The 24,740-nt window shown below is 56.6% G+C and carries 19 protein-coding genes and 4 tRNA genes; 20 read left to right on the top strand and 3 right to left on the bottom strand.

Annotated features, from left to right (window positions below; genetic code table 11):
- Positions 1 to 14 precede the first annotated feature (14 nt).
- From NH344_RS04585 to typA, 3 genes are all read right to left on the bottom strand, one after another.
- A complete protein-coding gene (locus NH344_RS04585; protein WP_058579847.1) occupies positions 15 to 743 on the bottom strand; it encodes an ABC transporter ATP-binding protein in 729 nt (242 codons plus the stop codon).
- 104 nt (positions 744 to 847) lie between these two features.
- Entirely contained in the window at positions 848 to 1,618 is a 771-nt protein-coding gene (locus NH344_RS04580; RefSeq protein ID WP_253027584.1) for an ABC transporter ATP-binding protein, read from the bottom strand.
- A 443-nt stretch (positions 1,619 to 2,061) separates the two neighbouring features.
- A complete protein-coding gene (gene typA / locus NH344_RS04575) occupies positions 2,062 to 3,888 on the bottom strand; it encodes a translational GTPase TypA (RefSeq protein ID WP_058579846.1) in 1,827 nt (608 codons plus the stop codon).
- A 163-nt stretch (positions 3,889 to 4,051) separates the two neighbouring features.
- On the opposite strand from typA, the gene NH344_RS04570 reads away from it, so the two are divergent.
- From NH344_RS04570 to rplC, 20 genes are all read left to right on the top strand, one after another.
- Entirely contained in the window at positions 4,052 to 5,035 is a 984-nt protein-coding gene (locus NH344_RS04570; protein ID WP_074211191.1) for a biotin--[acetyl-CoA-carboxylase] ligase, read from the top strand.
- The gene (locus tag NH344_RS04565) at positions 5,032 to 5,871 is read left to right on the top strand and encodes a type III pantothenate kinase (RefSeq protein ID WP_054644986.1); all 840 of its coding nucleotides are present in this window, start codon (positions 5,032 to 5,034) and stop codon (positions 5,869 to 5,871) included. The genes NH344_RS04570 and NH344_RS04565 overlap by 4 nt, the downstream gene beginning before the upstream one ends.
- A gap of 127 nt (positions 5,872 to 5,998) precedes the next feature.
- Positions 5,999 to 6,082 (top strand) — tRNA-Tyr (locus NH344_RS04560).
- Positions 6,083 to 6,188: 106 nt separating this feature from the next.
- A tRNA-Gly gene (locus NH344_RS04555) sits at positions 6,189 to 6,262 on the top strand.
- A gap of 14 nt (positions 6,263 to 6,276) precedes the next feature.
- Positions 6,277 to 6,351, top strand: a tRNA-Thr gene (locus NH344_RS04550).
- A 149-nt stretch (positions 6,352 to 6,500) separates the two neighbouring features.
- Positions 6,501 to 6,576: transfer RNA gene (locus NH344_RS04545), tRNA-Trp, on the top strand.
- A 72-nt stretch (positions 6,577 to 6,648) separates the two neighbouring features.
- Complete coding sequence (gene secE, locus NH344_RS04540) at positions 6,649 to 7,032, top strand: preprotein translocase subunit SecE (protein WP_044628847.1); 384 nt, start codon at positions 6,649 to 6,651, stop codon at positions 7,030 to 7,032.
- A gap of 8 nt (positions 7,033 to 7,040) precedes the next feature.
- The gene (gene nusG, locus NH344_RS04535) at positions 7,041 to 7,574 is read left to right on the top strand and encodes a transcription termination/antitermination protein NusG (RefSeq protein WP_054640893.1); all 534 of its coding nucleotides are present in this window, start codon (positions 7,041 to 7,043) and stop codon (positions 7,572 to 7,574) included.
- Between the two features lie 122 nt (positions 7,575 to 7,696).
- Positions 7,697 to 8,128 carry a 50S ribosomal protein L11 gene (gene rplK, locus NH344_RS04530; protein ID WP_044628845.1) on the top strand — a complete coding sequence of 144 codons (432 nt, stop codon included), beginning with the start codon at positions 7,697 to 7,699 and terminating at the stop codon, positions 8,126 to 8,128.
- A 2-nt stretch (positions 8,129 to 8,130) separates the two neighbouring features.
- A complete protein-coding gene (gene rplA / locus NH344_RS04525; RefSeq protein WP_044628844.1) occupies positions 8,131 to 8,823 on the top strand; it encodes a 50S ribosomal protein L1 in 693 nt (230 codons plus the stop codon).
- Between the two features lie 299 nt (positions 8,824 to 9,122).
- The gene (gene rplJ / locus NH344_RS04520) at positions 9,123 to 9,629 is read left to right on the top strand and encodes a 50S ribosomal protein L10 (protein WP_044628843.1); all 507 of its coding nucleotides are present in this window, start codon (positions 9,123 to 9,125) and stop codon (positions 9,627 to 9,629) included.
- Positions 9,630 to 9,741: 112 nt separating this feature from the next.
- Positions 9,742 to 10,113 (top strand): 50S ribosomal protein L7/L12, encoded by a 372-nt coding sequence (rplL, locus tag NH344_RS04515; RefSeq protein WP_054640897.1) that lies wholly within the window; start codon positions 9,742 to 9,744, stop codon positions 10,111 to 10,113.
- A 361-nt stretch (positions 10,114 to 10,474) separates the two neighbouring features.
- Positions 10,475 to 14,551, top strand: coding sequence for a DNA-directed RNA polymerase subunit beta (gene rpoB / locus NH344_RS04510; RefSeq protein WP_074211189.1), 4,077 nt, complete (start codon positions 10,475 to 10,477; stop codon positions 14,549 to 14,551).
- Positions 14,552 to 14,561: 10 nt separating this feature from the next.
- Positions 14,562 to 18,776: a DNA-directed RNA polymerase subunit beta' gene (rpoC, locus tag NH344_RS04505; RefSeq protein ID WP_253027583.1), complete on the top strand. Its 4,215-nt coding sequence runs from the start codon at positions 14,562 to 14,564 to the stop codon at positions 18,774 to 18,776.
- 197 nt (positions 18,777 to 18,973) lie between these two features.
- Positions 18,974 to 19,348, top strand: a complete 375-nt coding sequence (gene rpsL / locus NH344_RS04500) for a 30S ribosomal protein S12 (RefSeq protein ID WP_009098973.1) — start codon at positions 18,974 to 18,976, stop codon at positions 19,346 to 19,348.
- Positions 19,349 to 19,489: 141 nt separating this feature from the next.
- Positions 19,490 to 19,960, top strand: coding sequence for a 30S ribosomal protein S7 (gene rpsG / locus NH344_RS04495; RefSeq protein ID WP_016915771.1), 471 nt, complete (start codon positions 19,490 to 19,492; stop codon positions 19,958 to 19,960).
- A gap of 167 nt (positions 19,961 to 20,127) precedes the next feature.
- Complete coding sequence (gene fusA, locus NH344_RS04490; protein ID WP_062362755.1) at positions 20,128 to 22,251, top strand: elongation factor G; 2,124 nt, start codon at positions 20,128 to 20,130, stop codon at positions 22,249 to 22,251.
- Positions 22,252 to 22,280: 29 nt separating this feature from the next.
- Positions 22,281 to 23,474 (top strand): elongation factor Tu, encoded by a 1,194-nt coding sequence (gene tuf, locus NH344_RS04485; protein WP_044628837.1) that lies wholly within the window; start codon positions 22,281 to 22,283, stop codon positions 23,472 to 23,474.
- A 160-nt stretch (positions 23,475 to 23,634) separates the two neighbouring features.
- Entirely contained in the window at positions 23,635 to 23,946 is a 312-nt protein-coding gene (rpsJ, locus tag NH344_RS04480; protein WP_009098983.1) for a 30S ribosomal protein S10, read from the top strand.
- A 150-nt stretch (positions 23,947 to 24,096) separates the two neighbouring features.
- Positions 24,097 to 24,735 (top strand): 50S ribosomal protein L3, encoded by a 639-nt coding sequence (gene rplC, locus NH344_RS04475; protein ID WP_044628835.1) that lies wholly within the window; start codon positions 24,097 to 24,099, stop codon positions 24,733 to 24,735.
- Positions 24,736 to 24,740: the final 5 nt, after the last annotated feature.

Below are 24,740 nucleotides of genomic sequence, written 5' to 3'. Positions count from 1 at the left end.
GTTTCTCCCCCGGGCTAGCCGCCCAAAAAGCTTTTGGCGACATCGGGGTCGGCCAGCAGAGCCGCCCCGGTATCCGTAAAGCGGTTCTGGCCTGCTGCCAGGACAAAGCCTTTATCGGCAATCGCCAAGGCCTGCTTGGCGTTCTGCTCGACCATCAAGATGCCCACACCTGCGGCGTTGATCTTCTTTACGCGATCAAATATCTCATTCATATAGAGTGGCGATAATCCGGCCGTGGGCTCGTCTAGCAGCAGCAGGCTGGGCTCTGCCATCAGTGCACGACCCATGGCCACCATCTGGCGCTGGCCGCCGGAGAGCTCGCCCGCCGGCTGGTGGCGCTTCTCGACCAACGGCGGGAAGAAGTCGTACACCTGTTCCAGCATGCGCTTGACGTTCTGCGGCTTCAGGTAGGCGCCCATCTCTAGGTTCTCTTTCACCGAGAGGCTGGGGAAGACGTTTTTCTCCTGGGGGACGAAGCCCATGCCTCGCTCCACGAGTTGGTTGGGCGGTAAATTGTGGATGGGTTGGCCGTTGAGCAGGATTTCGCCCTGGTTGACGTTCAGAAGCCCAAATACGGCTTTGAGCATGGTGGATTTTCCCGCGCCGTTGGGGCCGACGATGACGCCGACCTCGTCGGCATACAGAGTCATATCGACCCCGTTCAAAATGTTCATACTGCCATAACCGCCGTGCACGTCGCGTGCTTCAAGCAGTGGCTGGGGGGATGCCTGTATCGATGACATAAACGCGTCTCAGCAAGCGTCGCGCTGGGGTCTCCAGACGCGATCATGTTGTTGTAGCCGTGGGTGGGCTGTTGGTCGTGACGGTGTGAAGCGTATTGCCGGGGTCAGGCGGCATCCGAGCCGAAGTAGGCCTCGATGACTGCCGGGTCGTTCTGTATCGCTTCGATGTGTCCTTCCATCATGACGCTGCCCTGGGCCAGTACGATGACCGGATCGCAGAGCCGCGAAATCATGTCCATGTCGTGCTCGATGACCAGGAAGGTGTAGCCCATCTCACGGTTGAGCCGCTCGATATTGCCCATTAAATCGCCAAGAAGCGTACGGTTCACCCCCGCAGCGATTTCATCGAGCAGGACGATCTTGGCATCGGTCATCATGGTGCGGCCAAGCTCCAGAAGCTTCTTCTGTCCGCCGGAGAGATTGCCCGCAAGTTCGTTGCGCACATGGTGTAGGCCGACGAAGTCGATGACCTCCAGCGCGCGGCGGCGCACCTCGGCCTCTTGCTCGCGCACCAGCGATGGCTTGAACCAAGTATTGAACAGATTTTCACCGGCCTGCCGGGGGGGCACCATCATCAAATTTTCCAGCGCGCTCATCTGGCTGAACTCGTGGGCAATTTGAAAGGTGCGTAGCAGTCCTTTGTGGAAACGCTGGTCGGCGCTCAAGGTGGTGATGTCTTCGCCATCGAGCAGGATCTGCCCGCTGTCCGGCGTCAGCGCCCCGGCGATCAGGTTGAAGAGCGTCGATTTACCGGCTCCGTTAGGGCCTATCATGCCGGTGATCGAGCCCTTCTCCACGCGTATGGAGCAGTCGTTGATGACGTGTAACCCACCGAATGCCTTGTTGACATGTTGTACTTCGATAAGGGGGTGCATGGTGTCCTCGGCAGGCAGGCGGCCAGGGCCGCCTGCCATCGCATGTTATTGTTGAAACCCATGATGTTGCGTTGGCCGGTATCTAGCCTCTGGCTTGGCGAAGCTGATGCGCAGCCCCGATTCGATGCCCTTGTGCGTCCAAACGTTATGACCGCTCATGTGAAGGAGTGTCCGTATAGGGGTGCCAGGATGGGGTAAGTATCCAAACACTTGTATGAACTGTGGCATGTCAGCACCCCGAGGGCGCGCTGAGAATAGCGCTACTTTGCGATAGAACGTCAGCGCTTTCCAGCGTACTAGCGTTTAGGGTGCGTTAACGATCACGCTTGGCGATGAACCAAAACGCGCGGCCAGAGGGGCTGTCGTACGAAAAAGGTTGCTACGCTGAGAACTTACATAAAAAAGCCCGCACGGCGGCGGGCTTTGTGTCGGCAGTGGTCGGCTTACTTCTTGCTGGCGCGCTTGCGCTCGTTTTCCTTGAGGAACTTCTTGCGCAGGCGGATATGGTTGGGGGTCACCTCCACCAGCTCGTCGTCGTCGAGGAACTCGATGGCCTGCTCCAGAGTGAATTTCACTGGCGGGGTCAGTACGATGTTCTCGTCGTTGCCCGAGGCACGCATGTTATCGAGCTTCTTGCCCTTGGTGGGGTTGACCACCAGGTCGTTGGCGCGGCTGTGGATGCCCACCAGCATGCCCTCGTAGACCTCGGTGCCGTGGTCGATGATCAGCTTGCCGCGATCCTGCAGGGTGTAGAGCGCGTAGGCCAGCGCCTTGCCGTCGACCATGGAGACCATCACGCCGTTGCGACGCTCGATAGCGGCGTCGGGCTTGAGCGGGCCGTAGTGGTCGAAGCGGCTGGTGAGGATGCCGGTGCCGGAGGTCAGGGTCATGAACTGGCCGCGGAAGCCGATCAGGCCGCGGGCGGGGATCATGAAGTCCAGGCGTACCCGGCCCTTGCCGTCGGGGTTCATGTTGGTGAGCTCGCCCTTGCGGTAGCCGAGCTCCTCCATGATGGCACCCTGGTGCTGCTCCTCGCAGTCGATGATCACCTCCTCGTACGGCTCCTGCTTGACGCCGTCGATCTCTTTGATGATGACCTCCGGACGGCCAACGGCCAGCTCGAAGCCTTCACGGCGCATGGTTTCGATCAACACCGACAGGTGCAGTTCGCCACGGCCAGAGACTTTGAATTTCTCGGGGGTTTCGCCTTGCTCGACGCGCAGGGCAACGTTGTGAATCAGTTCCTGATCCAGGCGATCTTTGATGTTACGGCTGGTGACGAACTTGCCATCTTTACCCGCGAACGGCGAGTCGTTGACCTGGAAGGTCATAGAAACGGTCGGCTCATCAACAGACAGCGGCGGCAGTGCTTCAACGGCGCTCGGGTCACACAGAGTGTCGGAGATGGCCAGGTCTTCGATGCCCGTGATGCATACGATATCGCCAGCGGTGGCTTCGGTGGTTTGAACTCGCTCAAGGCCCATGTGGGTCATGACCTGACCGATTTTGCCTTTCCGAGTCGTACCATCAACACTGATGACTGAAATCTGCTGGTTAGGCTTCACAGAACCGCGCTTAATGCGGCCAAGACCGATAACGCCGACGTAGCTGTTGTAGTCCAGGGCAGAAATCTGCATCTGGAAGGGACCATCTACTTCAACTTTCGGTGGCTCAACGATGTCCACAATCGCTTGGAACATCGGATCCATGTTGTCGGCCAGCGCTTCCGGATCCATACCAGCAATACCGTTCAGCGCCGAGCAGTAGATAATCGGGAAGTCGAGCTGTTCGTCAGTGGCACCCAGGTTGTCGAACAGATCAAAAATCTGGTCGATAACCCAATCAGGGCGTGCACCGGGGCGGTCGATTTTGTTAACCACCACGATCGGCTTCAGGCCCTGGGAGAAGGCTTTTTGTGTCACGAAGCGGGTTTGCGGCATCGGGCCGTCTACGGCGTCAACCAGCAGTAGAACCGAGTCCACCATGGACATAACACGCTCAACTTCGCCACCGAAGTCGGCGTGCCCAGGGGTGTCCACGATGTTGATGTGGTAGCCCGTACCATTACCATCCTGCCACTGAATAGCGGTGTTTTTGGCCAGGATGGTAATACCACGCTCCTTCTCCTGGTCATTAGAGTCCATGATACGCTCTTGGCCTTCGGCCTTACGGTCGAGCGTGCCGGACTGGCTTAACAGTTTGTCTACCAAGGTAGTTTTACCGTGGTCAACGTGGGCGATGATGGCAATGTTGCGAAGATTCTCGATCACGACGCGATCCTGCTGGAAAAATAGGGCGGCATTATAGGGTCTGGGGGTGGTCCACTACCAGCGCTGTCTTAAATAAAGCAGCAAGTCAATAACCTAAACGCGGCAGTTTTCGCTGTTGTGACGCTTCCGTTAAGATAGGCGTTTTCCCAGTTGGGGCAAGCACATGACCATCGGTAACCTGATGCGTTTGTTAAGCGATGGCGAGGTTCATTCCGGTGAACAATTAGGCGAAGCGCTGGGCGTTTCCCGAGCCGCCGTGTGGAAACAGCTAAAAAAATTAGAGGCGCTGGGCGTAGAGCTGGTCGCTGTGAAAGGGCGTGGCTACCGGTTGGCTCACCCGTTAGAGCCGCTGGATGGCGCCAAAATCGTCGAGCGACTGCCCGCCGATGCCCGCCACCTGCTGGCGCGACTGTTCGTGGAAGATCAGCTTCCTTCAAGCAACGAATACCTGCGCGAGCGCTTCTCTCAAGGGGCAGGGCATGGCGAGGTCTGCTTCGTCGAGCTGCAAACGGCTGGGCGTGGCCGCCGTGGCCGGGTGTGGTCGACGCCCTGGGGGCAGAGCCTCATGGTGTCAATGGGCTGGCGCTTCGAATCAGGTATCAATGCTCTGGAGGGATTAAGCCTGGCGGTGGGTGTGGTGGTCTCTCAGGTGCTTGAGCAGTATGGCGTATCGCCCAAACTAAAGTGGCCGAACGATGTGCTACTAGCCGAGCAGGGCAGCGAGCTTGGTAAGTTAGCCGGTATTTTGATTGAAGTGACCGGTGATGCGGCAGGCCCTTGTGAAGTAGTGATTGGCATGGGCATGAACCTGTCGCTACCGGATAGCCTGCGGGCCACCATTGACCAGCCGGTGGCGGCGCTGTTTGATGCCAAGGCAGGTATTTCCCGCAACCAGTTGGCTGCCGATATGGTGTCGGGGCTGTTGGATATGCTGGCGGGCTTTGAAAACAGTGGCTTTGCGCCTTGGCTTGATGCGTGGAATCAGCGCCATGCTTATGCAGGCCTACCCATCCGAGTGATTCAAGGTGAGCGCTCAAGCGATGCTGTGGCGGGAGATGTGGATGAGAGTGGTAACCTGTGGGTTACTGAAAACGGTCACTCGCGACGCCTATCGGGCGGTGAGATCAGCGTACGTAGGCGCTTATGATTTTGGATTTGGATATCGGCAACACGCTGTCGAAATGGCGGCTTAAAGATGCCGAGAGCAGTGAGATCCGCTCGCGAGGTGCCGTGTGGACACGGGAGGAGTGGCGCCCGGGGGCGGATATTCCCGACCTGGATGTCGTCGAAGCCGTGCGGATATCCAGTGTAGCCAGGGCTGCTGTGCTGGATGAGACTGTGACGTTGCTACGCCGTCAGGTGCGTCACGTTTATGTGGCGCGCTCAACGCCAGAAGCGCTCGGCGTGGTCAATGGTTATGAAGAGCCGGGCCGGTTGGGCGTTGACCGCTGGATGGGAGCGCTGGCGGGCTACCAGCTGGCGGGTGGTTGCTGCGCGGTGGATTGCGGTAGCGCCATTACCATTGACTTCGTACTACCTGGCGGTGTGCACCTGGGTGGTTTCATTATTCCCGGCCTACGGCTCATGAAAGAGAGTCTGAAGCTAGGAACGCGCAACGTCGCCATCGACCCGGAAAGCGAAGCCGATGCATTGCTAGAGCCAGGGCGGCGCACGGTGGATGCGGTGAATCACGGTATCTATATGGCGGCCGTCAGTGCGATTAACCGTATCTATAGCGAAGTGTGTGACCAGCAGGGGGTGGCGCTACCAGTGCTGCTCACCGGTGGTGATGCCAGAGTCGTTTCCCGCGGTGTGCAGGTGCCCCATGCGGTATGGCCCGATATGGTATATGGCGGGCTTGAGGCCAGTTTTCCGCTCACCTTTGCCGAACGGGCGGGCAAGATGTCAGGTGCTCCTCGGGTTCCAGAGCCGGTATCATTAGAAAAAATTCGCGCAGGCCTTGCATTCTCGATGCTGCTTTGACAGAATGCAGCGCGTTCCAGAGCGGAAGCTGCGCTTGAGAAGGCGTTGCATCCAGCAGGCTTTGATAAATAAAGAGTTTGCAGGCTTGACACCGTTTTGGAGGCTGGCATAATGTGCCGCCACAGATGGAGAGGTTCCCGAGTGGCCAAAGGGAGCAGACTGTAAATCTGCCGCGAAAGCTTCGAAGGTTCGAATCCTTCCCTCTCCACCAGATTGAGCAGGCGTTGAGCTAGTCAGCGTCTGGGAATGAAACGCCGGTAAGCGGGCATTAGCTGCTGTTACTCGTGCAGCGGATTGTCATTCTATAGGCAAGTTCGGCGGGCGTAGTTCAATGGTAGAACCTCAGCCTTCCAAGCTGATGGTGCGGGTTCGATTCCCGCCGCCCGCTCCAGTTTGATGTGTTTGGCTCATGTAGCTCAGGGGTAGAGCACACCCTTGGTAAGGGTGAGGTCGACGGTTCAATTCCGTCCATGAGCTCCATATTGCGGAAAAAGCGAGCGATGCTCGCTTTTTTTTTGTCTCTGCCCTCCGGTGGTTTGGGGGTGAAAGTAAGGGTTGTCAGGCGGAGGTTTCTCCGCTATTATGGCGCCCGCTGTTGCGTAGGCGTTTGCTTGCGCGCATGACGATACAGGCCAGTAGCTCAATTGGCAGAGCAGCGGTCTCCAAAACCGCAGGTTGGGGGTTCGATTCCCTCCTGGCCTGCCAGCCTTCCCCAGGTTGGTATGTCTTTTCTAGAATTCCTTTGTCGCTCGCTGCACCCTTAGGAGTCTCGTTTTTATGAAGCCTAGTTCCGTAAAACATGGCGCAGAGGTGCAACGGACGCGCCATGACGGGCTCAAGTGGGCGGCGGTTGTGGCGCTGCTTGTCGTTGCAGTCGTTGGTAATACCTATTTCGCCGATATTGGTCTGCTCTACCGCGTCTTGGGTGTGGTGGTGTTGTGTGCGCTTGCTGGTTTGATCGCCTTAACAACCACAAAAGGTCGCGATTTAGTTGAGCTTGCCATAAGCGCCAAGAAAGAGATTCAGCGCGTTGTATGGCCGACCCGTCCTGAAACCATTCAGACAACCGCCATTGTGCTGGTAGCTGTGCTGGTGGTGGGTCTGATGCTGTGGTTGATCGATACTCTTCTTGGCTGGGCGATGTCCGGCGTCATTGGTTAGGAGTTTTCATGTCCAAACGTTGGTACGTCGTCCACGCTTATTCCGGCTTCGAAAAGCATGTCATGCGCTCGCTTATCGAGCGTGTGAAGATGTACGGCATGGAAGATCGCTTTGGCGAGATCCTGGTGCCGACGGAAGAAGTGGTTGAGATGCGTGACGGCAAGCGTCGTAAGAGTGAGCGTAAGTTCTATCCGGGCTACGTGTTAGTCGAGATGGAAATGGATGATGAAACTTGGCACCTGGTGAATGAAACGCCGCGTGTCATGGGGTTCATTGGCGGCACCAAAGAGAAGCCCGCTGCGATTACTACCCGCGAAGCCGAAGCAATTCTGCGTCGTGTGAAAGATGGTACCGACAAGCCGCGGCCCAAAACTATGTTTGAGCCGGGCCAGTCTGTCCGTGTTATTGATGGTCCGTTTGCTGATTTCAACGGTGTCGTTGAAGAAGTGAACTACGACAAGAGCCGCCTGCAGGTCAGCGTACTGATCTTTGGGCGTGCGACGCCTGTTGAGCTTGAATTCTCTCAGGTAGAAAAAGAGTAAGTTCATAATATTGCAGGGTGGTGCGCAGTGCGTGCCACTCTGGATTCATGTAAAGCAGCCCAGCGCTGCTTTACGCGTACCGGGGAGCCGTCAGGCGCTATCACCCAACTGGAGTATTTACCATGGCCAAGAAAGTACAGGCTTATATCAAACTGCAGGTTGCTGCAGGTAAAGCCAACCCGAGTCCGCCCGTAGGCCCCGCGCTGGGTCAGCACGGCGTGAATATTATGGAATTCTGTAAGGCGTTCAACGCTGCCACTCAAGAAATTGAGCCGGGCCTGCCGACGCCTGTCGTGATCACTGTCTACTCTGACCGTAGCTTCACGTTCGTCACCAAAACACCGCCGGCTGCCGTTCTGCTCAAGAAAGCAGCCGGCATCAAGTCTGGTTCTGGTGAGCCGAACAAGAAGAAAGTCGGTACCGTGACTCGCGAGCAGCTCGAAGAGATCGCCAAAACCAAAGAGCCGGATATAACGGCTGCTGATCTCGACGCCGCGGTGCGTACCATCGCTGGTAGCGCTCGTAGCATGGGCTTAAACGTGGAGGGTCTCTGATCATGGCTAAACTGTCTAAGCGCGCGAAAGTCATTCGCGAGAAAGTAGACCCGAATAAAGCGTACTCTCTGGAAGAGGCCGTGTCGCTGCTTTCCGAGCTGTCCACGGTCAAATTCAAAGAGTCTCTGGATGTGGCGATCAACCTGGGTGTTGATCCACGTAAATCTGACCAGGTTGTGCGTGGCGCCACCGTTATGCCTAACGGTACCGGCAAAGACGTACGCGTAGCCGTCTTCACCCAGGGTGCGAATGCCGACGCTGCTAAAGAAGCCGGTGCTGACATCGTGGGCATGGACGATCTGGCTGAGCAAGTCAAAAAAGGCCAGATGGACTTCGACGTGGTCATTGCTTCTCCGGATGCAATGCGCGTTGTGGGTCAGCTGGGTCAGATTCTTGGTCCGCGTGGCCTGATGCCGAACCCGAAAGTGGGCACCGTAACGCCCGACGTGGCAACTGCGGTCAAGAACGCCAAAGCGGGTCAGGTGCGTTTCCGTACCGACAAAAACGGCATCATCCACACTACCCTGGGTAAAGTGGGTTTTGACGCGGTGTCCGTTCAGGGCAACTTGGAAGCACTGGTAGCTGACCTGAAGAAGCTCAAGCCGAGCTCCTCCAAAGGCGTCTACTTTAAGAAAATTACCCTGTCCACTACCATGGGCCCGGGTTTGACCATCGACCACTCTGCGCTGGTATAAGCGAGTCGTCGGCAGGTTTTAGTAAGTACCGAGCAAGAACTTTGCGGTCCCTCGCTAGGTAGTTAGTCGAGCGAGGCGCCGTCAAAGACCGCAGGTGCCGCCTTGTCTTTTGAAGATTGGGCGGCTTAATCGCCCTAGAGCGCCTGCGCAGATGGTGTGGCCGCCAGTTGGTTAACGCTTTTCGCAAGCCGCTTTCTGGTGAGCACCATCCCCTAAGGCTTCCAAGGCCAGCAGTATGCCTTGGAAGAGATGGTAACCACCGGAGCCTTGATGGGTTCCGGCACGAAGGAGTGATCACTGTGCCACTAGCACTTGAAGGCAAGAAAGCGATTGTTGCCGAGGTCAGTGAAGCGGCCAAGGGCGCACTCTCCGTCGTAGTTGCCGATTCTCGTGGTGTTACGGTCAGCAAAATGACCGATCTGCGTAAGCAGGCCCGCGAAAACGGTGTAGAGCTTCGTGTTGTTCGTAACACGCTGGCTCGCCGCGCACTCGAAGGCACTCAGTGGGAGTGTCTGAACGAGAGCTTTGTTGGTCCTACTCTGTTGGCTTTCTCTACTGAACACCCGGGCGCTGCTGCTCGTCTGTTCAAAGAGTTCGCTAAAGACGAGAAGAACTTCGAAGTTAAGGCGTTGGCCTACGAAGGTGAGCTGATTCCGGCTGCTGACATCGATCGTCTGGCAACCCTGCCGACTTACGACGAGGCAATTGCCAAGTTGATGTCGGTAATGAAAGAAGCCTCCGCTGGCAAGCTGGTTCGTACTCTGGCCGCCCTGCGCGACCAGAAGCAAGAAGCCGAAGCTGCCTAAGCAGTGTTTCTTGCAGGCGGCGTGAACGATGTGATCGGTACGCTGCCTGAACCAAGCAATGAACCCCGAGTCCTCGGCTGACCGAGACTCCCGCAAAGTTAGGAATGAAACAATGGCACTGTCCAAAGACGATATCATCAATGCTGTAGCCGACATGTCCGTAATGGAAGTTGTTGAGCTGATCGAAGCAATGGAAGAGAAATTCGGCGTTTCTGCAGCGGCAGCCGTTATGGCTGGCCCGGCTGGCGGCGGCGAAGCAGCTGCTGAAGAGCAGACTGAATTTGATCTGGTACTGGCTTCTGCTGGTGACAAGAAAGTTAACGTCATCAAAGCTGTTCGTGAAATCACCGGTCTTGGCCTGAAAGAAGCCAAAGGTGCCGTTGACGGCGCGCCGGCGACCATCAAAGAAGCGATGTCTAAAGACGACGCTGAAGCAGCTAAGAAGAAGCTGGAAGAAGCGGGCGCAACCGTCGAGCTCAAGTAATCCTTGTGCTGATGGCTTTACGCGCTGCGTAAGCTTCCACGGCTGGCGGCGGGCTATCCCGCTGCCGGCCTTTTTCTGTTGTAATATGCTGCAAGGCAACAGCAGAAGCGCTGCGGTAAAAAGCAGCAAAACAGTAAGACCGTTGTTGTGAAGCGTACGTTGTTGTAACGCGTCAGTTGTGAAGCGCGAGTGATGTTGGCAAGCGACAGCAAAGCGCGAACAGCACTACTGTAACACTGTTATCTATCAAGATTTTTGACGGCGAGCTACCGATTTAGGAGCTTGCTGTCTGCGTCTGAAACGCCCGCGGGGCAGATGACCACGCATCGGTCACCCATGGTGAACAAGCTGGGGAATACAGATGGCTTACTCATATACTGAGAAAAAACGCATCCGCAAGGATTTCGGCAAACTGCCCCAAGTGATGGATGTGCCTTACTTGCTGGCCATCCAGCTTGATTCCTACTACGACTTTCTCCAGCAGGATCGTTCGCCCGACGAGCGCCACGAGGTTGGCCTGCACGCGGCGTTCAAGTCCGTGTTCCCGATCGAGAGCTTCTCCGGCAATGCGGCCCTGGAATACGTCAGCTACCGCTTCGGTACGCCAGCGTTCGATGTCAAAGAGTGTCAGCTGCGTGGCGTGACCTATTCCGCTCCGCTGCGTGTCAAGGTTCGCTTGATCATCTACGATCGCGACTCTTCGAACAAGGCCATCAAAGACATCAAAGAGCAGGAAGTCTACATGGGGGAGATCCCCCTGATGACCGAGAACGGTACCTTCGTCATCAACGGTACTGAGCGGGTTATCGTTTCTCAGCTCCACCGTTCGCCCGGTGTGTTCTTCGATCACGACAAAGGCAAGAGCCACTCCTCAGGCAAGTTGCTCTACTCTGCTCGCGTGATTCCTTACCGTGGCTCTTGGCTCGACTTCGAGTTCGACCCGAAAGACAACGTCTTCGTGCGTATCGACCGCCGCCGCAAACTGCCGGCCTCGGTACTGATGCGTGCGCTGGGTATGAGCACCGAAGAGATCCTGGCTGAGTTCTTCGAAACCAGCAAATTCCACATCGAGAAGACCGGCTTCTTTGTGGAGCTGGTGCCATCACGCCTGCGCGGTGAAACGGCCACGTTCGACATCAAAGATGGCGAAGGCAGCGTCATCGTCGAAGAGGGTCGCCGGATCACTCAGAAGCACATTCGTCAGCTTGAAAAAGCCGGCCTTGAGCGTCTGGAAGTGCCGATGGAGTATCTGTTCGGCAAAACGCTGGCCAAAGACCAAATCGATACCAAAACCGGTGAGCTGATCTGCCCGTGTAACACGGAAATCACTCCGGAAGTCCTCGAGCGTATGGCGCAGGGCGGTATCACGCATATCGAAACCCTCTACACCAACGACCTCGACTGCGGTTCGTTCATTTCCGACACTCTGAAGCTGGATACCACCGGCTCTCAGTTGGAAGCGCTGGTCGAGATCTACCGCATGATGCGTCCCGGCGAGCCGCCCACCAAAGAGGCTGCCGAGACGCTGTTCCATAACCTGTTCTTCACCGAAGACCGCTACGACCTGTCGGGCGTTGGTCGGATGAAGTTCAATCGTCGCCTGCGTCGTGAAAGCGACACCGGCTCCGGCGTGCTGGATCGCAAGGACATCCTCGATGTCCTGCGTGAGCTGATCAATATCCGTAACGGCTTCGGCGACGTGGACGATATCGATCACCTGGGTAACCGTCGTATTCGCTGCGTGGGCGAAATGGCCGAGAACCAGTTCCGCGTCGGTCTGGTGCGTGTCGAGCGTGCGGTGAAAGAGCGTCTTTCCATGGCGGAAAGCGAAGGCCTGATGCCGCAAGACCTGATCAACGCCAAGCCGGTTGCGGCAGCGGTGAAAGAGTTCTTCGGTTCCAGCCAGCTGTCCCAGTTCATGGACCAGAACAACCCGCTTTCCGAGGTGACCCACAAGCGTCGTGTATCGGCACTCGGCCCGGGCGGTCTGACCCGTGAGCGTGCAGGCTTCGAAGTACGTGACGTACACGCCACGCACTATGGCCGCCTGTGCCCGATCGAAACGCCGGAAGGCCCGAACATCGGTCTGATCAACTCGCTGGCAACGTACAGTCATACCAATAGCTACGGCTTCTTGGAAACACCGTACCGCAAAGTGAATGCCGGTCAGGTCACTGACGATATCGTCCACCTGTCAGCGATTGAGGAAGGTGACTTTGTTATCGCCCAGGCGTCTGCGGCGGTTGACGAGTCCGGCAAGCTGATTGATGACTTGGTACAGGTACGCCACCGCGGTGAGACCACCTTTATGCGTCCCGAGCAAGTGACGCTGATGGACGTGTCTCCGCGTCAGGTTGTATCGGTCGCAGCGGCCCTGATCCCGTTCCTGGAGCACGATGATGCCAACCGCGCCTTGATGGGGGCGAACATGCAGCGTCAGGCCGTTCCGACCCTGCGTGCCGACAAGCCGCTAGTAGGTACCGGTATGGAGCGCTTCGTGGCCCGTGACTCCGGCGTTTGTGCCGTGGCACGCCGCGGCGGCGTCATCGACTCCGTGGATGCGCGTCGTGTCGTGGTTCGGGTGAACGAAGATGAAATCATCGGCGGTGAAGCTGGCGTTGATATCTACAACCTGACCAAGTACACCCGTTCCAACCAGAATACCTGTATGAACCAGCGCCCCATCGTGCGTCCTGGTGACAGCGTTGCCCGTGGCGATATTCTGGCCGATGGCCCGTCTGTCGACATGGGCGACCTGGCGCTTGGCCAGAACATGCGCATCGCGTTCATGCCCTGGAACGGTTACAACTTCGAGGACTCCATCCTGCTCTCTGAGCGGGTCGTTCAAGAAGACCGTTTCACCACGATCCACATTCAGGAACTGACCTGCGTGTCTCGTGACACCAAGTTAGGGCCGGAAGAGATCACGTCTGATATTCCTAACGTTGGTGAATCCGCGCTGGGTAAATTGGACGAGGCGGGCGTTGTTTACATCGGTGCCGAAGTCGGTCCCGGCGACATTCTGGTCGGTAAGGTTACGCCCAAAGGCGAAACCCAGCTGACGCCCGAAGAGAAGCTGCTGCGCGCCATCTTCGGTGAGAAAGCGTCCGACGTAAAAGATACCTCTCTGCGTGCCCCCACCGGCATGAAAGGGACGGTCATCGACGTTCAGGTCTTCACCCGTGACGGCGTAGAAAAAGACTCCCGTGCGCTCTCCATCGAGCAGATGCAGCTGGACGAAGTGCGCAAGGATCTTCAGGAAACCTACCGTATTGCCGAAGACGCAACCTTTGAGCGTCTGAAGCGTACGCTGGATGGCCAAGCGGTTAATGGCGGCCCGAACCTGAAGAAAGGCGACGTGCTGAGCGAGGCGTACCTGGACGAACTGCCGCGTCAGCAGTGGTTCAAACTGCGCATGCAGGATGAAGCCTACAACGAGCTACTGGCCCAGGCCGACGAACAGCTTGAGAACCGCCGTAAAGAGATGGACGAGCGTTTCGAAGATAAGAAGCGCAAGCTGACCCAGGGCGACGACCTCGCACCGGGCGTGCTGAAAATCGTCAAAGTCTATATGGCGGTCAAGCGTCGCATTCAGCCCGGTGACAAGATGGCCGGTCGTCACGGTAACAAAGGTGTTATCTCTGCGATCATGCCCATCGAAGACATGCCGTTCGACGAGAAGGGCGAGCCGGTGGACGTGGTGCTGAACCCGCTGGGCGTACCGTCGCGTATGAACGTTGGTCAGATCCTGGAAACTCACCTGGGTATGGCGGCACGTGGTCTCGGGGTCAAGATTGACGCCATGCTGCGTGATGCGCGTGGTCAGCAGGTTGCTGAAATTCGCGACTTCCTGGGTCAGGTGTATAACACGCCCGGTACCCGCGTTGAGGATATCGACTCGCTGACCGATGACGAAGTCATCGCACTGGCGAAGAACCTCAAAGGCGGCGTGCCGATGGCCACGCCGGTGTTCGACGGTGCCAAAGAGCACGAAATCAAGCACCTGCTGAAGCTGGCGGACATTCCGGAGTCGGGCCAAATGACGCTGTACGATGGCCGTACCGGCGATGCGTTTGACCGTCCGGTGACCGTTGGCTACATGTACATGCTGAAGCTCAACCACCTGGTAGACGATAAGATGCACGCGCGTTCTACCGGTTCTTACTCGCTTGTTACGCAGCAGCCGCTGGGTGGTAAGGCGCAGTTCGGTGGTCAGCGCTTTGGTGAGATGGAAGTGTGGGCGTTGGAAGCATACGGCGCCGCGTACACGCTACAAGAGATGCTCACCGTCAAGTCGGACGACGTCGAAGGCCGCACCAAGATGTATAAAAACATCGTGGATGGCGACCACACCATGCAGGCAGGCATGCCGGAATCCTTCAACGTACTCGTGAAGGAAATCCGCTCGCTGGGCATCGATATCGAGTTAGAGAGCTAGGAGCCGTCCCATGAAAGATTTGGTGAAAGTACTCAAATCGCAATCTCAGTCCGATGAGTTTGACGCGATCAAGATTACCCTGGCGTCGCCGGACATGATTCGCTCCTGGTCCTTCGGCGAGGTGAAGAAGCCTGAGACCATCAACTACCGTACCTTTAAACCGGAACGGGATGGTCTGTTCTGTGCCAAGATTTTCGGCCCGGTTAAAGACTACGAGTGCTTGTGCGGCAAATATAAGCGCATGAAGCACCGCGGCATTATCTGTGAGAAGTGTGGTGTCGAAGTGACCAAGGCGGCCGTGCGCCGTGAACGCATGGGTCACATCGAGCTGGCATCGCCGGTGGCTCACATTTGGTTTTTGAAATCCCTGCCGTCACGTATCGGCATGTTCCTCGATATGACCCTGCGTGATATCGAGCGCGTGCTGTACTTCGAAAGCTTTGTGGTCATCGATCCCGGCATGACCACGCTGGAGCGTGGTCAGCTGTTGAACGACGAGCAGTACTTCGAAGCGCTAGAAGAGTTCGGCGATGATTTCGATGCCCGTATGGGTGCCGAAGCGGTTCAGGAGCTGCTGAAAGATATCGATCTGGAAGAAGAGATCAATACGCTGCGTGAAGAGATTCCGCAGACCAACTCTGAAACCAAGATCAAGAAACTGTCGAAGCGCTTGAAGCTGCTGGAAGCGTTCTACCACTCCGGCAATGCGCCGGCGTGGATGGTCATGGAAGTGCTGCCCGTGCTGCCGCCGGATCTGCGTCCGTTGGTACCGCTGGACGGCGGCCGCTTTGCGACCTCCGATCTTAACGACCTTTACCGTCGTGTGATCAACCGCAACAACCGTCTGAAGCGACTGCTGGATCTTAACGCACCGGATATTATCGTGCGTAACGAGAAGCGGATGCTCCAGGAAGCGGTCGACGCGCTGCTGGATAACGGCCGCCGTGGTCGTGCGATTACCGGCTCTAACAAGCGCCCGCTGAAATCGCTTGCCGATATGATCAAAGGTAAGCAGGGTCGTTTCCGTCAGAACCTGCTGGGTAAGCGCGTAGACTACTCAGGCCGTTCGGTCATTACCGTGGGCCCGACCCTGCGTCTGCACCAGTGTGGTCTGCCGAAGAAAATGGCGCTTGAGCTGTTCAAGCCGTTCATCTACTCCAAGCTGCAGTCGCTGGGCCATGCATCCACGATTAAAGCCGCTAAAAAGATGGTTGAGCGCGAGCTGCCGGAAGTGTGGGACATCCTGGCCGACGTTATCCGCGAACACCCGGTACTGCTTAACCGCGCGCCGACGCTGCACCGTTTGGGCATCCAGGCGTTTGAGCCACTGCTGATCGAAGGTAAGGCGATCCAGCTGCACCCGCTGGTGTGTGCGGCTTACAACGCCGACTTTGACGGTGACCAGATGGCGGTCCACGTACCGCTGACCCTGGAAGCACAGCTCGAAGCCCGTGCGCTGATGATGGCGACCAACAACGTGCTGTCGCCGGCCAACGGCGAGCCGATCATCGTACCGTCGCAGGACGTTGTTCTGGGTCTGTACTACATGACCCGTGAAAAGATCAACGCCAAGGGTGAAGGCATGGTGTTCTCCGACCTCAACGAGGTGGAGCGTGCTTTCGGCACCCAGTCCGTTTCGCTGCACGCCCGTATCAAAGTGCGTCTGGATGAAGTGGATGTCGAAGAAGAGACCGGTGAGCGCAGCTTCCACCGTCGTCTGTACGACACCACCGTTGGACGTGCGCTGCTGTTCCGCATCCTGCCGGAAGGCGTGCCGTTCGCGCTGATCGATCAGCCGATGAAGAAGAAGGCGATCTCCAGCCTGATCAACGAGGTGTATCGTCGTGCGGGCCTCAAGCCCACGGTTATCTTCGCTGACCAGCTGATGTACACCGGCTTCCGTCTGGCGACCTGGTCCGGTGCCTCGATCGGTGTTAACGACTTCGTTATCCCCGATGCCAAGACCGAGATCGTTGATGCCGCTGAAGCAGAAGTCAAAGAGATCGAAGACCAGTTCTCCTCTGGCCTGGTAACCGCAGGCGAGAAGTACAACAAGGTCATCGATATCTGGTCCAAGGCGAATGATAAAGTCGCCAAGGCGATGATGGTCGGCATCTCGAAAGAGACGGTTGTTGATCGTGACGGCAATGAAGTCGAGCAGGACTCCTTCAACAGTGTCTTCATCATGGCCGACTCCGGTGCCCGTGGTTCTGCGGCACAGATTCGCCAGCTGGCGGGTATGCGTGGCCTGATGGCCAAGCCGGATGGCTCGATCATTGAAACGCCGATCGTGGCGAACTTCCGTGAAGGTCTGAACGTACTTCAGTACTTCATCTCGACCCACGGCGCACGTAAAGGTCTGGCGGATACGGCCCTGAAAACGGCCAACTCCGGTTACCTGACTCGTCGTCTGGTAGACGTTGCTCAGGACTTGGTGATTACCGAGACCGACTGTGGCACCGAAAACGGCCTGACGCTGCACCCGATCATCGAGGGTGGCGACATCATCGTACCGCTGTCTCAGCGCGTACTGGGTCGTGTTGTGGCCATTGATGTTGTCGATCCGAGTACCGAAGAAGTACTGATTCCGCGTAATACGCTGCTCGACGAGAAGTGGTGTGCCTCGCTGGACACCATGGGCGTGGACGAAATCGTCGTACGCTCCACCATCACCTGTGATACGGCTCACGGCGTGTGTTCCGCCTGTTACGGACGTGACCTTGCCCGTGGCCACCAGGTCAACATCGGTGAGTCTGTAGGTGTCATCGCCGCACAGTCGATCGGTGAGCCGGGTACTCAGCTGACCATGCGTACCTTCCACATCGGTGGTGCGGCATCGCGTTCCTCTGCGGTCGACAGCGTTCAGGTCAAGCACGGCGGTAAAGTGCGCCTGCACAACATCAAGCACGTTGAGCGCGCTGACGGCAAGCTGGTCGTGGTGTCTCGTTCGAGCGCCCTGGCGGTGGCCGACGATCATGGTCGTGAGCGTGAGTACTACAAGCTGCCCTACGGTGCTGAACTCTCCGTACGCGACGGCGACGTGGTTGATGCCGGTGCGGTCGTGGCTAAGTGGGACCCGCACACCCATCCGATCATCGCGGAAGTAGAAGGTAAGGCGCAGTTCATCGATCTCGACGAGGGTGTCACCATGCACCGCAGCGTCGATGAAATGACCGGTCTGTCGTCCATCGAAGTGATCGAGTCGGCCGCACGCCCAATGGCGGGTCGTGACAAGCGCCCGATGGTGATGCTGAAAGATGCCGCTGGTGAGTACGTATCCGTGTCCGGTTCCAATACGCCGGTTCAGTACCTGCTGCCGGGTAACTCCATCATCTCGGTGGACGACGGTGCGACCATCGGTGTAGGTGAGGTCGTTGCGCGTATACCGGTCGAGGCGTCGGGTAACAAGGACATCACCGGTGGTCTGCCCCGCGTGGCTGACTTGTTCGAAGCGCGTAAACCCAAAGAGCCTGCCATTTTGGCGGAAATCAGCGGTGTGGTGAGCTTCGGTAAAGAGACCAAAGGTAAGCGTCGTTTGACGATTACGCCTGAGTCTGGCGATCCGTTCGAGGCGCTGATCCCGAAATGGCGTCAAATCGCCGTGTTCGAAGGCGAGACGGTCGAGAAGGGTGAGGTGATCTCCGATGGCCCAAGCAACCCGCACGATATCCTGCGTCTGCTGGGTGTCGCGGAGCTGGCCAAGTACATCACCGCCGAAGTACAGGACGTTTATCGTCTACAGGGCGTAGGCATCAACGACAAGCACATCGAAGTCATCGTGCGTCAGATGCTGCGCAAGGTGGAGATCACCGATTCCGGCGACTCTGACTTCATTACCGGCGACCAGGCGGAACTGGTGCGCGTACTGGAGCAGAACGAGCGCCTGGAGAAAGAAGGCAAGTTCCCGGCCAAGTATCAGCGCTTGCTGCTGGGTATCACCAAGGCCAGCTTGGCCACTGAGTCGTTCATCTCCGCCGCGTCGTTCCAGGAAACGACCCGCGTACTGACCGAAGCAGCGGTAACCGGCAAGCGCGACTACCTGCGCGGCCTGAAAGAAAACGTGGTGGTTGGACGTCTGATTCCGGCAGGTACCGGTCTGACTCACCACGCAGAGCGTCGTCGCAAGCGCGAAGACGTAGAGCGTCTGTTCAACCCCTCGGCTACCGAGGTTGAGCAGGAGCTGGGTGCTCAGTTGACCGCCCTGGATTCAGACGACGATCTGTAACCCAGGACAGGCCACGAGCAGCCAAGAGCGGCTGACCCTGAATGGCAGGAACCTGGCGGTAAACCACCGCCAGGGCTTGACGCCAGGCAGGGGCAGCCTTTAGAATGCGCAGCCTTTAACAGTGGGGTGGGTGCGCCCGCATCCGCTGCTTGTATTTGTTAATAGGCCAAGGCAACCATTGGAGTCAGCTAAACACCATGGCAACGATTAATCAGCTAGTGCGCAAGCCGCGCAAGCGCCCCGTCACCAAGAGTGACGTGCCTGCGCTTCAGGCATGCCCGCAAAAGCGCGGCGTTTGTACGCGCGTTTACACCACCACCCCCAAGAAGCCGAACTCGGCCCTGCGTAAGGTTTGCCGTGTGCGCCTGACCAACGGTTTCGAAGTCTCTTCTTACATCGGTGGTGAAGGTCACAACCTCCAAGAGCACTCTGTTGTTCTGATTCGCGGCGGTCGTGTAAAGGATTTGCCAGGTGTGCGTTATCACACCGTTCGTGGCGCCCTTGACACCTCTGGCGTACAGAACCGTAAGCAGGGTCGTTCTAAGTACGGTACCAAGCGTCCGAAGTCCTAAGGCGTCTTGTTGCAGCGTCTTAAGACGCTGGCGTTGTTACCTTAATACGAATATGACGGTCTGATAAGAGTAAGGTCGGGCGGCGCTATTGGCGCAATGAGTTCCGGGTTTACCTGAAGGATCCTTAATTGAGGGCTTATCATGCCTAGAAGAAGAGTTGTAGCTAAACGCGAAATCCTGCCGGATCCTAAGTTCGGAAGTGAGCGTCTGGCGAAGTTCATGAACCACCTGATGGTCAGCGGCAAGAAGTCCGTAGCTGAGCGCATCGTATACGGTGCGTTGGACAAGGTTGCCGAGCGTAGTAAAGAAGAGCCGCTGGAAATCTTCGACAAAGCGCTGGAAACCATCCAGCCGATGGTCGAAGTGAAGTCGCGCCGCGTGGGTGGTGCTACTTATCAGGTGCCGGTTGAAGTTCGTCCGTCACGTCGCCAAGCGCTGGCTATGCGCTGGCTGGTAGACGCTGCGCGTCGTCGCGGTGAAAAAACGATGGTACAGCGTCTGGCAGGTGAAATGCTGGATGCCGCTGAAGGCAAAGGCTCGGCTGTTAAGAAGCGTGAAGATGTGCACCGTATGGCAGAAGCCAACAAGGCCTTCTCTCACTATCGTTTCTAAACTCGGCGTTTCTGAGTTTGTGTTTGATTTTGTTGGTTGTGCTGCGCTAAAGAGTTTTTTCGCCATGCTGCAACACACTGCCGCTACCTTTGAGGGTGGCGGCGGTGGGATAAGCAAAATGAACACTGCTGAATTAACGGGCATTGCCAACTAACGGGAGCTTCACCGTGGCACGCAAAACACCGCTTAATCGCTATCGCAACTTGGGTATTGTTGCCCACGTTGATGCAGGTAAGACAACCACGACAGAACGTGTTTTGTTTTACACTGGCGTAAACCACAAGCTGGGCGAAACCCATGAAGGTGCTTCGACTACTGACTGGATGGAGCAAGAGCAGGAGCGTGGTATTACTATCACCTCGGCTGCTGTTACTACCTTCTGGAAAGGTATGAATCACCAGTTTGATGAGCACCGCATTAATATCATCGACACCCCTGGGCACGTTGACTTCACTGTCGAAGTTGAGCGTTCTTTGCGTGTTCTTGATGGTGCTGTGGTTGTACTGTGCGGTTCTTCCGGCGTTCAGCCGCAGACCGAAACCGTATGGCGCCAGGCTAATAAATATGAAGTTCCGCGTATGGTCTTCGTCAATAAGATGGACCGTACCGGTGCAGACTTCTTCATGGTTGTTGACCAGTTGAAGGAGCGCTTAGGTGCTAACGCTGTGCCAATCCAGATTAACTGGGGTACAGAGGAAGACTTTAAAGGCGTTATCGACCTGATTGAGATGAAGGCTATCCTCTGGAATGAGGCAGACTTAGGCACTTCGTATGAGCTTGTCGATATTCCTGCTGAGCTACAAGAGACTGCCGAAAAATATCGCGAGCAAATGGTCGAAGCCGCAGCTGAAGGCTCTGATGAATTGATGGATAAGTACCTCGAAGGTGAGGAGCTGACCATTGAAGAAATCAAAGCAGGCCTTCGTGCGCGCACACTGGCTAGCGAAATCGTTCTAGTGACCTGTGGTTCTGCCTTTAAGAATAAGGGTGTTCAAGCAGTCCTGGATGCGGTTGTTGAGTATCTGCCCTCGCCGACAGAAGTTAAAGCAATCGAAGGTGAGCTGGACGACAAAGACGGCACCATCGCGACTCGTGAAGCAGACGATAGCGCTCCGTTCGCTGCACTAGCGTTCAAGATCGCCACCGACCCCTTCGTTGGTACGCTGACCTTCATTCGCGTCTACTCAGGCGTTCTGAAATCTGGTGATGGTGTTTATAACTCCGTTAAGCAGAAGAAAGAGCGTGTTGGTCGTATCGTTCAGATGCACGCCAACTCTCGCGAAGAGATCAAAGAAGTACTCGCAGGCGACATCGCTGCTTGTATCGGTCTGAAGGACGTCACTACAGGTGATACCCTGTGTGATATCGATCACAAGATCGTGCTTGAGCGCATGGAGTTCCCGGATCCGGTTATCTCTGTTGCCGTAGAGCCTAAGTCGAAAGCTGACCAGGAAAAAATGGGTGTTGCGCTGGGTAAACTGGCCCAGGAAGATCCTTCCTTCCAGGTGAAGACCGACGAAGAGACCGGCCAGACCATCATCTCGGGTATGGGCGAGCTGCACCTGGACATCATCGTTGACCGTATGCGTCGCGAGTTCAAGGTAGAAGCGAACATCGGCAAGCCGCAGGTTGCTTACCGTGAAACGATTCGTGGCAGCGTCGAGCAGGAAGGTAAATTCGTACGTCAGTCCGGTGGTCGTGGTCAGTACGGTCACGTGTGGCTGCGTATCGAGCCGCTGACTGCAGAAGAGAAGGGTGAAGGCGAAGAAGAGATCTTCTTCAAGTTCAACTCTGAGATCGTAGGTGGTGTGGTTCCGAAGGAATACGTACCTGCGGTTGAGAAAGGTGCTTTCGAGCAGCTGCAAAATGGTGTCATCGCGGGTTACCCGATGATCGACGTCAAAGTCACGCTGTTTGATGGTTCCTACCATGACGTGGACTCTAACGAGACTGCGTTCAAGATTGCTTCTTCTATGGCAGTGAAAGAAGGTGCCAGGAAGGCCAAGGCCGTGCTGCTGGAGCCGGTGATGAAGGTCGAAGTCGTGACCCCCGAAGAGTTTATGGGTGACGTCATGGGCGACCTGAACCGTCGTCGCGGCCTGGTGCAGGGCATGGATGACTCTTCCTCTGGTAAAGTCATTCGTGCAACGGTGCCACTGGGTGAGATGTTCGGTTACGCAACCGATCTGCGCTCACAGACCCAGGGCCGTGCGAGCTACTCTATGGAGTTCGCGAAGTACGAGGAGGCGCCCTCCAGCGTCGTTGAAGCCGTCATCAACCAAAACGGTTAACCGTTAGCTAACGTAAAGAGGTTATAGCAGTGGCTAAGGAAAAATTTGAACGTTCCAAACCGCACGTCAACGTCGGCACCATCGGTCACGTCGACCACGGTAAAACGACTCTGACAGCGGCCCTGACCCGCGTGTCTGCTGAGGTTTTCGGCGGCGACTGGCGTGAATTCGATACCATCGATAACGCTCCGGAAGAGCGTGAGCGTGGTATCACCATCGCGACATCTCACGTTGAATACCAGTCTGAAGTGCGTCACTACGCACACGTTGACTGCCCGGGACACGCTGACTACGTCAAGAACATGATCACCGGTGCTGCCCAGATGGACGGCGCGATCCTGGTATGTTCTGCCGCTGACGGCCCCATGCCGCAGACGCGTGAGCACATCCTGCTGTCTCGTCAGGTTGGCGTTCCGTACATCGTTGTGTTCCTGAACAAAGCGGACATGGTCGATGACGAAGAGCTGCTCGAGCTGGTCGAAATGGAAGTTCGTGAACTTCTGTCCGAGTACGACTTCCCGGGTGACGACACGCCGATCATCACTGGTTCTGCGCTGATGGCGCTGAACGGTGAAGACGAGAACGGCATGGGTACTACTGCGGTAGCTAACCTAATCAAAGCTCTGGATGACTACATCCCTGAGCCGGAGCGTGCGATCGACCAGCCGTTCCTGATGCCGATCGAAGACGTATTCTCTATCTCTGGCCGTGGTACCGTTGTTACCGGTCGTGTAGAGCGCGGTATCGTTAAAGCTGGTGAAGAAGTGGAAATCGTGGGTATCCGCGACACCACCAAAACCACCGTTACTGGCGTAGAAATGTTCCGTAAGCTGCTCGACGAAGGTCGTGCAGGTGAGAACGTTGGTGCGCTGCTGCGTGGTACTAAGCGTGATGACGTTGAGCGTGGTCAGGTACTGGCGAAGCCGGGCACCATCAACCCGCACACTGTCTTCGAAGCAGAAGTCTACGTACTGTCCAAAGAAGAAGGTGGTCGTCACACGCCTTTCTTCAAAGGCTACCGTCCCCAGTTCTACTTCCGTACCACTGACGTAACAGGTACTTGTGAACTGCCGGAAGGCGTTGAAATGGTAATGCCGGGCGACAACGTTAAGATGGTTGTTACCCTGATTGCTCCAATCGCTATGGACGAAGGTCTGCGCTTCGCAATCCGCGAAGGTGGTCGTACCGTTGGTGCTGGCGTTGTTGCAAAAATCGTCAAGTAAACTTGCTTGATGATTGATCAAGAGGGGCTCTTGCGAGCCCCTTTTTCTGCGCACCAATAGCAAATGTTTGACATGGGCTTTTGGCGTGCCTATAATGCGCATCCTTTGAATGCGTGGGTAGACGGCTCGCGCCGTCGACATCCATTGGAGTTTAGGGCAAATGCAGAACCAAAAGATTCGCATTCGGTTGAAAGCGTTCGACCATCGCCTGATTGATCAGTCCACAGCGGAGATCGTTGAAACCGCTAAGCGTACTGGTGCTCAGGTTCGTGGGCCGATTCCGCTGCCGACCAACCGCGAGCGCTATACCATTCTGATTTCACCGCACGTCAACAAAGATGCGCGTGATCAGTATGAGATTCGTACTCATAAGCGTGTGCTCGACATCGTTGAGCCGACCGAGAAAACTGTTGATGCGCTGATGAAGCTCGATCTCGCCGCTGGCGTAGACGTGCAAATCAAGCTCGACTAATACACTAGACACTTCGCGGCCCAGCGCTCACCGTTTTAATATGTGAGCAGCAGCCGCCGCGCCGTGAGGCGCCACACAATGTGCTAGTGGAATGCTCTGGAAAGGGCAGCCATAGCGGGTGATAGCCCCGTACACTATAGGAGACTGAGTATGACTATCGGTTTAGTCGGTAAGAAGGCCGGGATGACCCGTGTCTTTACCGAAGATGGCGCATCCGTGCCCGTGACCGTTATTGAAGTTGATCCTAACCGTGTGACGCGCGTTAAGACCATTGAGTCTGACGGCTACGCAGCGGTTCAGGTGACTACAGGTTCTCGTAAAGCCAAGCACCTCACCAAAGCGCAAGCTGGACAGTTTGCCAAGGCGGGTGTTGAGGCTGGTCGTTCACTGATGGAATTCCGTCTTGCAGAAGGCGAAGAAGCTCCTGAAGTGGGTGGCGAACTCACCGTATCCCTCTTCGAAGCTGGTCAAATGATCGACGTGACCGGCACCTCTAAGGGTAAAGGCTTCCAGGGTGCTGTTAAGCGCTGGAACTTCCGTACCCAAGACAACAGCCATGGTAACTCCCTGTCGCATCGCGCGCCGGGTTCTATCGGCATGTGTCAGACACCTGGTCGCGTATTCAAAGGCAAGAAAATGGCCGGTCAAATGGGTAACACCCGTTGCACCGTGCAGAGCCTTGAGATCGTCCGTGTCGACGCCGAGCGTAACCTGCTGCTGATCAAAGGCGCAGTACCGGGTGCTACCGGTAGCGACGTTATCGTTCGCAGCGCCGTGAAAGCTGGCTGAAGGGG

The sequence above is a fragment of the Halomonas sp. Ps84H-12 genome, assembly GCF_024124725.1.
Classification (GTDB): Bacteria; Pseudomonadota; Gammaproteobacteria; order Pseudomonadales; family Halomonadaceae; genus Vreelandella; species Vreelandella aquamarina.
Note: the sequence above shows the minus strand (reverse complement) of the source record. Positions and strands in the feature narration are given on the sequence as shown.

Bases quoted from the DNA above. Each gene is read 5' to 3' on its own strand.
- NH344_RS04585 (WP_058579847.1), bottom strand. From the start codon at position 743: ATGTCATCGATACAGGCATCCCCCCAGCCACTGCTTGAAGCACGCGAC.
- NH344_RS04580 (WP_253027584.1), bottom strand. From the start codon at position 1,618: ATGCACCCCCTTATCGAAGTACAACATGTCAACAAGGCATTCGGTGGG.
- NH344_RS04570 (WP_074211191.1), top strand. From the start codon at position 4,052: ATGACCATCGGTAACCTGATGCGTTTGTTAAGCGATGGCGAGGTTCAT.
- NH344_RS04565 (WP_054644986.1), top strand. From the start codon at position 5,032: ATGATTTTGGATTTGGATATCGGCAACACGCTGTCGAAATGGCGGCTT.
- secE (WP_044628847.1), top strand. From the start codon at position 6,649: ATGAAGCCTAGTTCCGTAAAACATGGCGCAGAGGTGCAACGGACGCGC.
- nusG (WP_054640893.1), top strand. From the start codon at position 7,041: ATGTCCAAACGTTGGTACGTCGTCCACGCTTATTCCGGCTTCGAAAAG.
- rplK (WP_044628845.1), top strand. From the start codon at position 7,697: ATGGCCAAGAAAGTACAGGCTTATATCAAACTGCAGGTTGCTGCAGGT.
- rplA (WP_044628844.1), top strand. From the start codon at position 8,131: ATGGCTAAACTGTCTAAGCGCGCGAAAGTCATTCGCGAGAAAGTAGAC.
- rplL (WP_054640897.1), top strand. From the start codon at position 9,742: ATGGCACTGTCCAAAGACGATATCATCAATGCTGTAGCCGACATGTCC.
- rpoB (WP_074211189.1), top strand. From the start codon at position 10,475: ATGGCTTACTCATATACTGAGAAAAAACGCATCCGCAAGGATTTCGGC.
- rpoC (WP_253027583.1), top strand. From the start codon at position 14,562: ATGAAAGATTTGGTGAAAGTACTCAAATCGCAATCTCAGTCCGATGAG.
- rpsL (WP_009098973.1), top strand. From the start codon at position 18,974: ATGGCAACGATTAATCAGCTAGTGCGCAAGCCGCGCAAGCGCCCCGTC.
- rpsG (WP_016915771.1), top strand. From the start codon at position 19,490: ATGCCTAGAAGAAGAGTTGTAGCTAAACGCGAAATCCTGCCGGATCCT.
- rpsJ (WP_009098983.1), top strand. From the start codon at position 23,635: ATGCAGAACCAAAAGATTCGCATTCGGTTGAAAGCGTTCGACCATCGC.
- rplC (WP_044628835.1), top strand. From the start codon at position 24,097: ATGACTATCGGTTTAGTCGGTAAGAAGGCCGGGATGACCCGTGTCTTT.